At 70.4% G+C, this 8549-nt stretch carries 10 protein-coding genes; 4 read left to right on the plus strand and 6 right to left on the minus strand.

Annotation, left to right across the window (positions count from 1 at the left end; genetic code table 11):
• Positions 1 to 873, minus strand: an 873-nt coding sequence (locus tag G6022_RS13940) for a DUF222 domain-containing protein (RefSeq protein ID WP_182691807.1), incomplete at its 3' end; no start/stop codon positions are given.
• Between the two features lie 147 nt (positions 874 to 1020).
• Between G6022_RS13940 and G6022_RS13945 the strand changes: the two genes are divergently transcribed.
• Entirely contained in the window at positions 1021 to 1371 is a 351-nt protein-coding gene (locus G6022_RS13945; RefSeq protein ID WP_179523627.1) for a metalloregulator ArsR/SmtB family transcription factor, read from the plus strand.
• Positions 1372 to 1410: 39 nt separating this feature from the next.
• Here the strand turns inward: G6022_RS13945 and G6022_RS13950 are convergent, their stop codons facing one another.
• Together G6022_RS13950 and G6022_RS13955 are read right to left on the minus strand one after the other, a co-directional pair.
• On the minus strand, positions 1411 to 2127 hold the full coding sequence (locus tag G6022_RS13950) for an arsenate reductase ArsC (RefSeq protein WP_182639251.1): 717 nt from the start codon (positions 2125 to 2127) through the stop codon (positions 1411 to 1413).
• A 98-nt stretch (positions 2128 to 2225) separates the two neighbouring features.
• Positions 2226 to 3740: a SulP family inorganic anion transporter gene (locus G6022_RS13955; protein WP_182639252.1), complete on the minus strand. Its 1515-nt coding sequence runs from the start codon at positions 3738 to 3740 to the stop codon at positions 2226 to 2228.
• Between the two features lie 100 nt (positions 3741 to 3840).
• On the opposite strand from G6022_RS13955, the gene G6022_RS13960 reads away from it, so the two are divergent.
• Complete coding sequence (locus tag G6022_RS13960) at positions 3841 to 4194, plus strand: MerR family transcriptional regulator (protein WP_179523629.1); 354 nt, start codon at positions 3841 to 3843, stop codon at positions 4192 to 4194.
• On the opposite strand, the gene G6022_RS13965 is transcribed toward G6022_RS13960, so the two are convergent.
• Positions 4195 to 5238, minus strand: a complete 1044-nt coding sequence (locus G6022_RS13965) for an ArsO family NAD(P)H-dependent flavin-containing monooxygenase (RefSeq protein WP_304813464.1) — start codon at positions 5236 to 5238, stop codon at positions 4195 to 4197.
• Between the two features lie 75 nt (positions 5239 to 5313).
• Between G6022_RS13965 and G6022_RS13970 the strand changes: the two genes are divergently transcribed.
• Together G6022_RS13970 and G6022_RS13975 are read left to right on the plus strand one after the other, a co-directional pair.
• The gene (locus tag G6022_RS13970) at positions 5314 to 6405 is read left to right on the plus strand and encodes a permease (protein ID WP_182653195.1); all 1092 of its coding nucleotides are present in this window, start codon (positions 5314 to 5316) and stop codon (positions 6403 to 6405) included.
• 20 nt (positions 6406 to 6425) lie between these two features.
• Positions 6426 to 6662 carry a thioredoxin family protein gene (locus tag G6022_RS13975; protein WP_182639763.1) on the plus strand — a complete coding sequence of 79 codons (237 nt, stop codon included), beginning with the start codon at positions 6426 to 6428 and terminating at the stop codon, positions 6660 to 6662.
• On the opposite strand, the gene G6022_RS13980 is transcribed toward G6022_RS13975, so the two are convergent.
• A complete protein-coding gene (locus G6022_RS13980; protein WP_182609654.1) occupies positions 6659 to 7069 on the minus strand; it encodes an arsenate reductase ArsC in 411 nt (136 codons plus the stop codon). The two genes, G6022_RS13975 and G6022_RS13980, sit on opposite strands and share 4 nt — an antisense overlap.
• 68 nt (positions 7070 to 7137) lie before the next feature.
• A complete protein-coding gene (locus G6022_RS13985; RefSeq protein ID WP_179523632.1) occupies positions 7138 to 8295 on the minus strand; it encodes an acyl-CoA dehydrogenase family protein in 1158 nt (385 codons plus the stop codon).
• Between the last annotated feature and the right edge of the window lie 254 nt (positions 8296 to 8549).

Here is an 8549-nt window from a genome sequence, read left to right on the forward strand (position 1 = left end):
CCGCAGTGGCGCTGGCGGCTCGTCCGGCGCGAGATCGGTGGCACGGGCGCGGCCCCGGTCTCCGCACACCAGGGACAGCAGGGCGTCCGCGCGGCGTTCGGGCACCGGATAGTTCGACATGTCCGCCCCCTCGGCGTCGGCGCGGGCCTGCGCTGATTCCGCGGGGGTGTCCGGGGCGGGGTTGGCGAACTCTGCGGCGCGCTGGTCGATGGCCTCTGCCAGCACAGCGGCCTCGTCGGAGGCCAGGGTGGCCCACAGGTTGGTCATGCCGTCGGCGCCCTTGCGGATGTGGACTCCGCGTCCGCGGGCGGCGGCGTCTCTTCGTTCGCGGATCCCGTTGGCGTCGTAGCGGGCGATGATCGCGTCGACGGAGTCGCGCACCGACCGGGCGCCCGGACGCTCGCCGGCCTCGATGGCGGCGAGGTAGTCCTCCACGACCTCCTGCTGAACCCGTGACAGGACGGCCGGATCGACCGTGGCCATCTGACGGGCCAACAACTCGGCTGCGCGCTGTTCCATCCGACCGGCCGAGAGCGCCTCCATGACGGCCGGGTAGCGCTCGGTCAGGTCCGCGGCGAGGCTGATCATGGCGGCGGCGCGGCCAGAGGAGATGGGCATCGACGCCACGACGTAGCCGGTGCACACGTCGAACGGGTCGACCACCGCATGCCCGGGCGGGGAGCCGTCCCCCGCCCCGGCCTCGTCCTGGCGCACGCACTCGCGGAACATCTCGTAACACGCGGCCAGGCGGGCCCCGGCGGCGCGATTCTCCGCCACCCAGGTGTCGCGGGCGGAATCGGACAACCTCCCGAGCGGGGACGGGTGACCAGAACGACCGACCCCACTTGTCGCGCCACCAGCCGTCTCGTCCACGCCCTCACCTCCACCCGTACGCCCACTCGTACGTCGCCGTCACATTGTATCGAACTAGTGTTCTAGTATACGCACACACTTTCGAATGGGCAAGGGGGGGACATCCACAGGCCTCCCCCGCCCCGGTCGTCCGAGTAACCTGGGACCATGACCTCGCCCGAATCCGCCGAATACTGCTGCATCGCCGGCGCGAACGGGCCGCTCACCCAGGCCGAGGCCGAAGCCGCGGCGGCCCGGTTCAAGGCCCTGGCCGACCCCATGCGCCTCCGCCTGCTCTCGCACATCGCGGCGGCGGAGTGCGATGACGTCTGCGTGTGCACCCTCACCGAACCGCTGGGGATCTCCCAGCCCACCGTGAGTCATCACATGAAGAAGCTGGTCGAGGCGGGACTCGTCACCCGCGAACAACGCGGCCGGATGGCGCACTACAGCATCGTCCCGGAGGCGTTCTCCCAGATCCGCGACATCGTCGACGTCCGAGGTCTCCGCCTCGCCTGAGGACTGTTCAGCCTGAGGACCGTTCAGCCCGAGGACCGTTCAGGGCGACGCCGCCTCCCTGGTCGCACCACCCGAACTCGGAGCACCGGGGGCGGTCGCGGGCGTCATGCCGACGATCTCCGGAAGGGCCTGGCGGACCCGGGCGTCGATGTCGTCACGGATGGAGCGGACGCGGTCGAGATCCTGGCCTGCGGGGTCCGAGACATCCCAGTCCAGGTACCGCTTGCCCGGATAGACGGCGCAGGCGTCCCCGCACCCCATGGAGATCACCACGTCGGCGGCCGCCACCACGTCGTCGGTGAGCGGCTTGGGGTATTCCGAGGTCAGGTCGAGTCCGACCTCGGCCATGGCCGCCCGGCAGTTCTCGTCGATCCCGGACGCCGGGAGCGAGCCTGCGGACCGGACGTGGACCCGCCCCTCCGACCGGTCCGCCATGAGAGCCGCGGCCATCTGGGAGCGCCCCGAGTTCTGGACGCAGATGAAGAGCACCTCGGGGACGTCCTTGGCGACCCGCCCCTCCGCCTGCGCGAGAGCCTTGAGCCGGTCGGTCGCGAAGCGGCGGGACAGCGACGGCAGATGGGCGGTGACCCGCGCGGTCCGACGCAACGCGGCATAGGACTCGAACACCACGCGCTCGACGGTCTGCGGACTGAACACGCCCTCGTAGTGCCGGGCCAGCTCGCGGGCGTCACGCTGGAGTTGCGTCTGAGGCATGAGCAGTTCGGGGAGAGGAGCGTCGTGCACGGATCGGGACATGTCGGCCTCCAAGCCTCGTATCGACATCCATCAATATAGATGCCCATCGATGCTTTCGGAAGCCCGGCCGGGGGGATTCGCCCGGGACCGACCCGCGCTCAGTGCCCGGCGCCGAGCCTGCCCGAGAGCTTGTCGAGCCGCTCCCTGCTGGCACCGTCGAGTCCGATCACCGTGAGGGTCTTGCCCTTGGCCGCATACTTCTGCTGCACGGCGTCGAGCGTGGCGACGGTCGAGGCGTCCCAGATGTCGGCGTCGGTGAGATCGAGCACCACGTGCTCGGGGTCGCCGGAGTAGTCGAACCGGTACACGAGGTCGTTGCTCGAGGCCCAGAACAGCTCGCCCGTGACCCGGTAGGTGCGGGTGTCGACCGCCCCGTCGTGGTCCGTGTCGAGCTCGGCGACCTTCTCGATGGTCGTCATGTGCGCGACCCGGCGCGCGAACATGATCATCGCCGTGACCACCCCCAGGATCACGCCGATCGCGAGGTTGTGGGTCCACACCGTCGCCGCCACGGTGACGACCATGACGAGGGTCTCCGACAGCGGCATCAGCCGCAGTGTCCGGGGATGGATCGAGTGCCAGTCCATGGTCCCCACCGAGACCATGATCATCACCGCGACCAGTGCGGCCATCGGGATCAGTCCGACGACGTCGCCCAGGACGACGACGAGGACCAGCAGGAACACGCCGGCGAGCAGGGTGGACAGCCGCGTCCGTGCGCCCGAGGCCTTGACGTTGATCATCGTCTGCCCGATCATCGCGCAGCCGCCCATCCCGCCGAAGAAACCGGTGACGAGATTGGCGACGCCCTGACCCCAGCCCTCACGCGTCTTGTCGGAGTGCGTCTCCGTGATGTCGTCGACCAACTTGGCCGTCATCAGCGACTCCATGAGCCCCACGAGCGCCATGGCGAGCGCGTAGGGGGCGATGACCTGCAGCGTCTCCAGGGTGAGCGGCACGTCCGGCAGCAGGAGGGTCGGCAGCGACCCGGGCAACTCGCCCTGGTCGTGCACGTTGGGGACCGACCATCCCACCCACACCACCACGATCGTCAGTGCCACGATCGCGATCAGGGGCGCGGGGATCACCGTGGTGAGCCTGGGAAAGAACACGAGGACGAGCAGCCCCACCGCCACCAGCGGGTACACCAGCCACGGCACGCCCACCAGGTGCGGGATCTGGGCGGAGAAGATGAGGATCGCGAGCGCGTTGACGAATCCGACCATCACCGAGCGTGGGATGAACCGCATCAGCCTCGCGACCCCGAACACGCTCAGCAGCACCTGCAGCACCCCGGCCAGGAGGACCGTGGCGATGAGGTGGTCCAGTCCGTGCTCGAGCACGACCGGCGCCACGACGAGCGCGATCGCTCCCGTGGCCGCCGAGATCATCGCCGGGCGTCCTCCGGTGAAGGCGATCGTGACCGCCATGGTGAAGGACGCGAACAGACCGACCCGGGGGTCGACGCCCGCGAGGATGGAGAACGAGATCGCCTCCGGGATGAGCGCGAGGGCCACCACGAGGCCGGCGAGGACCTCGGTCCGCAGCCGGGCGGGGGAGGAGAACGCGGCGCGGAACGAGGGCAGCACGCCGGTCGGGAACTCGGTGCTCACGGATCACCTACAGTCGGGGTCAGGACTCTCACACGGCGTGAGAGTAGAAAGCTACCGTAACGGGAGAGTTGTGGGCGGGCCAAGTCGCGGCGAGCAGACCATGAAGATCGGCGAGGTCGCCGAGCGCACCGCGCTGTCGATCCGGAGCCTGCGGCACTACGACGAACTCGGTCTGGTCAGCCCCTCCGCGCACTCCCCGGGCGGGTTCCGCCTCTACACGCCGGGGGACGTCGAGCGGCTCCTGCTCATCCGCCGGATGAAGCCCCTGGGGTTCAGCCTGGAACGCATGCGCGACTTCTGCCGGGCCCTGGACCGCCGAGCCGACGACCCGGCGGGATCGGCCGCGCTGATCGCCGAGATCGAGGCTGAGGCCACCGAACGGCTCGAGCGACTGCGGACCCACCTGGGCTACGCGGAGGAGTTCGTCGAGATCGTCGCGCGCCTCAGGGCCTGATCACCGGCCGAGAGCTGCGGCCACGGCCGCCTTCGCCCACTGACCGACCCCGATGAGGGTCGCCGAGGCCGCGCCGCACCAGTCGCCGTAGCCGAGCAGGAACAGCCCGGGCACGTCCGGCACCACGGGCCCGTCGGCGACCACCCTGCCGCCGACCCGCGACAGCCCAAGACCGCGGAGGTGCCCGAGAGCCGGGCGGAATCCGGTGCACCAGATCACCGCGTCGACCGCCTCACGTCGGCCGTCGTCCCACTCCACCCCGCCGGGGTGGAACCGGTCGAACATCGGGGTGGCCACGAGCAGGCCCGCGTCGCGGGCGGCGCGCACCGGGGGGACGACGACGATGTCGCCCAACTCCGCGACACCGCGGCCGCTCCCGGACCGGACCGAGGCGGTGGCGACCCGGAACAACTCCCGTCCGTCGACGTGGTCGGGCAGATAGCGCGGGGGCCCGGCGGTGCACCAGATCAGTTCGCCGTCGCTCTGCTGCAGATGTCCGGCGAGGTCGGCGGCGATCTGCGCGCCCGAGTTCGCACCGCCCACCACCACGACGCGCCGGCCGCCGAACGGCTCCGGACCCCGGTAGCCGGCGCTGTGGATCTGATGGCCCCGGAAACCCCCGACGCCCGGACAGGTCGGCACGAACGGCCTCGACCACGTCCCGGTGGCACTGATCACCGCGCGAGCACGCCACCGGCGGCCGTCGGCGGCACGGACGACGAACCCGTCCGGATCGTCCCGCTCCACGGCCACGATCCGGACCCCGCGCCGGACGGGCAGCCCGTAGTACTCCTCGTACCCGCGCAGATACTCCACCACGTGGGCCGCGTCGGGGTTCCCGTCGTCCGTCCGGTGCATCCTGCGACCCGGGAGGGACGAGTAGTCGGCGGGCGAGAACAGTCGCAAGGAGGGCCAGGTGTGCGGCCACGCACCCCCCGGCCCGTCGGACGCGTCGAGGATCTCGAAGTCCGCGCCGGCGCGGGTGAGATGGAAACCGGCGGCCAGGCCGGCCTGGCCGCCTCCGATCACCACGACGTCCCTCACCCTGCCCGACCCCCTCTCGCCACCCCCTGAACAGTTCCTATCGACACTCATCGATACCAATCCTACAGTGGAGGTATGACCTCGTTGCCCGCCTCCGCGACCGGCCCGTCCGGCCCGGGGAACGACGCCCCGGACACCGACACCGGTGCCCGTGAGCAGCGTCGGCTCGTGGCGGCGCTCGCGCTGGCCGCGGCGTCCTGGGTGGCCCTGTGGGTGGCCAACGAGTGGTTCTGGGACGCGGCCGTCGGCTGGCTCGGACTCGACCTCGCCGACCGCGCGATCGGTGCCGTGCACTTCTTCCTCTACGACACCGTCAAGATCGTCCTCCTGCTCCTCGGGCTGATGTTCCTGGTGGGTATGCTCCGGGCGAGCCTCGACCTCGACCGCGCGCGGGACTGGCTCGAGGGCCGGGGGCTGTTCGTCGGCCTCACGCTGGCCATCGTGCTCGGCGTGGTGACCCCTTTCTGCTCCTGCAGCTCGATCCCACTGTTCATCGGCTTCGTGGCCGCGGGGATCCCGCTCTCGGTCACCCTCACCTTCCTCATCGCCTCCCCGCTCATCAGCGAGATCGCGGCCATCATGATCGGCGAGATGTTCGGGTGGCACATCGCCGCGGCCTACGTCGGCGCCGGCGCCGCCATCGCCTTCGTCGCGGGATGGGCCCTGTCCCGGTTCCGGCTCGACAGGTGGGTCGACGACGTCGTCTTCACCACCCGCGTCGCCGTACTCCGCGCGGACGGCCACGTGCCCTCGCTGCGCGAACGGGTGGACGCCGCTCTCGGCGAATCCCGCGACATCCTCCGTAGCGTGTGGATCTGGGTGGTGGTGGGCGTCGGCGTCGGCGCGGTGATCCACGGGTGGGTCCCCGAGGACTTCTTCCTCCGCTGGGCGGGCCCGGACAACCCGCTGGCGGTGCTCGTGGCCACCCTCGCGGGGATCCCCCTCTACGTCAACGGAGCCGGGGTCGTGCCGATCGCCGAGGCACTGTGGGCCAAGGGCATGAGCCTGGGCACCGTCATGGCGTTCATCATGAGCTCGATCGCGCTGTCCATCCCCCAGGCGATCATGCTCAGGCGGGTCATGAGGCCACCACTGCTCGCACTGTTCTTCGCCGTCGTGGCGGCCGGCATCCTCGCCATCGGCCTACTGTTCAACGTGATCGCCTGACCCCGGATGCAGGAGGAACCATGATCGTCAAGGTGCTCGGGCCCGGCTGCCGCAACTGCCACACCCTCGTCACCCGCACGAGGGAGGCCCTGGCAGCGCTGGGCGAGGACGCGGAGATCGTCGAGGTCACCGACGTCGGCGAGATCGCCGGCTACGGACTGATGAAGACACCCGGGCTGGTGATCGACGACGACCTCATCCTGGGAGGGAAGGTGCCCACCGTCCGTCAGCTCACCGAGATCCTGCGCGGACGCTAGACCGGGCGCACGCCGAGCTCGGCGAGGAGTCCGGTCACCCGGCGCCTGATCTCGTCTCGGATGGGCCTGACCGCGTCGACACCCTGACCGGCGGGGTCGTCGAGGGTCCAGTCCAGGTACCGCTTGCCCGGGAAGACCGGGCAGACGTCACCGCAGCCCATGGTGATGCACACGTCGCTCGACCGCACCGCCTCGGTGGTGAGGACCTTCGGCGTGGCCGCCGAGATGTCGATGCCGTCCTCCGCCATCGCCTCGGCGACGGCCGGGTTGATCGAGTCCGCCGGCGCCGACCCGGCCGAGCGGACCTCCACCGCGCCTCCGGACAGGTGCTCGGTGTAGGCCGCGGCCATCTGTGAGCGGCCCGCGTTGTGGACGCAGACGAAGAGGACGGACGGACGATCGGTCACGGTGGCTCCCCCGGCAGAATGTATCGACGACTGTCGATAGTAGCCGCTCGACGCCCACGCGCGGCGGGTCACAGCGCCCGGCCGATGACCTCCTTCATGATCTCGTTGGTGCCGCCGTAGATCCGCATGACGCGGGCGGCGGCGAACTTCTGCGCGATGGGGTACTCCATCATGTAGCCGTAGCCCCCGAACAGCTGGAGGCAGCGGTCCACCACGTCGTCGAGCATGTCGGTGGCCTGGAGCTTGGCCATCGAGGCGGTCACGGCGTCCAGCTCGCCGGCGATCTCGCGGGAGATGCAGTGGTCGATGAAGGTGCGGGTGGCCATGACGGAGGTCTTGCACGCCGCCAGCTCGAACCGCGTGTTCTGGAAGTCGAGGATCGGCTTGCCGAAGGCCTGCCGCTCACGGGTGTAGGCGAGGGTCTCCACCACGGCGGCCTCGGCCATCGCCAGGGCGTCCACCGCGATCGCCAGGCGCTCGCGCGGGAGCTGGTTCATGAGCTGGTAGAAGCCCTGCCCCTCCTCGCCGCCGAGGAGGTTGGCGGCGGGCACACGCATGTCGTTGAAGAACAGCTCCGCGGTGTCGGCGCCGTGACGGCCCATCTTCTCCAGCACGCGGCCCCGCTCGAAACCGGGGGTGTCGGCCTCCACGGCGAACAGCGCCATGCCCTTGTGGCCTGCGTCGAGGTCGGTCTTGGCCGCCACCACCACGAAGTCGGCGGAGCCACCGTTGGAGATGAAGGTCTTGGAGCCGTTGATGACGTACTGGTCACCGTCACGCCGCGCGGTGGTGCGGACGCCCTGCAGGTCCGAACCGGCACCGGGCTCGCTCATGGCGATCGCGGAGATCCACTGACCGGAGCACAACCTGGGCAGCCACTCCCGCTTCTGCTCGTCGGTGGCGTAGTTGGCCACGTAGTGGGGGGTGATGGTCGATCCGACCCCCATGCCGAACGCCGTGTCCCCCGAGTAGACGAGTTCCTCGGTGACGAGGTACTCCATGCCCGGGTCCCCGCCCTGGCCGCCGAACTCCTCGGCCACGTCGAGGCAGATCAGCCCGGCCTCGCCGGTGCGCAGCCAGGTCTCGCGGTCCACGTGCTTCTGCCGGGCCCACTTCTCCTGGTTGGGCGTCATCTCCTTGGCGAAGAAGGCGCGGGCGTGCTCGCGCAGGAGCCGGTGGTCGTCGGTCTCCCAGGAGGGGCGGTAGTCGGGGAAGAGCAGGGTCACCATGGCCTCCGGTGGTCGATCGACGCGACGTGCGCGGTTCAGCCTACCCAGACCGACCGGGGCCTCCCGGCGGTCCCGCCCGCGGTTCAGCACCGCCCGCGGATCAGCACCGCCCGCGGATCAGTACCGCCCGCGCACCCGCAGGTGCCAGGGGCGACCGTCCGGATCGTGCAGCCAGCGGTAGGCCGGGAACGCCAGCGCCATCGTCAGCGGGTTGAGCCGCGGCGGCGCGAGCGGACGCAGCCGACCCGGGG

Origin of the sequence: Dietzia sp. Cai40 (assembly GCF_014145165.1) — a bacterium.
GTDB lineage: Bacteria > Actinomycetota > Actinomycetes > Mycobacteriales > Mycobacteriaceae > Dietzia > Dietzia natronolimnaea.

Excerpts from the sequence above, each read along its gene's own strand:
- G6022_RS13950 (WP_182639251.1), bottom strand. The coding sequence starts at position 2,127 with ATGTCCCGATCCGTGCACGACGCTCCTCTCCCCGAACTGCTCATGCCT.
- G6022_RS13960 (WP_179523629.1), top strand. The coding sequence starts at position 3,841 with ATGAAGATCGGCGAGGTCGCCGAGCGCACCGCGCTGTCGATCCGGAGC.
- G6022_RS13970 (WP_182653195.1), top strand. The coding sequence starts at position 5,314 with ATGACCTCGTTGCCCGCCTCCGCGACCGGCCCGTCCGGCCCGGGGAAC.
- G6022_RS13975 (WP_182639763.1), top strand. The coding sequence starts at position 6,426 with ATGATCGTCAAGGTGCTCGGGCCCGGCTGCCGCAACTGCCACACCCTC.
- G6022_RS13945 (WP_179523627.1), top strand. The coding sequence starts at position 1,021 with ATGACCTCGCCCGAATCCGCCGAATACTGCTGCATCGCCGGCGCGAAC.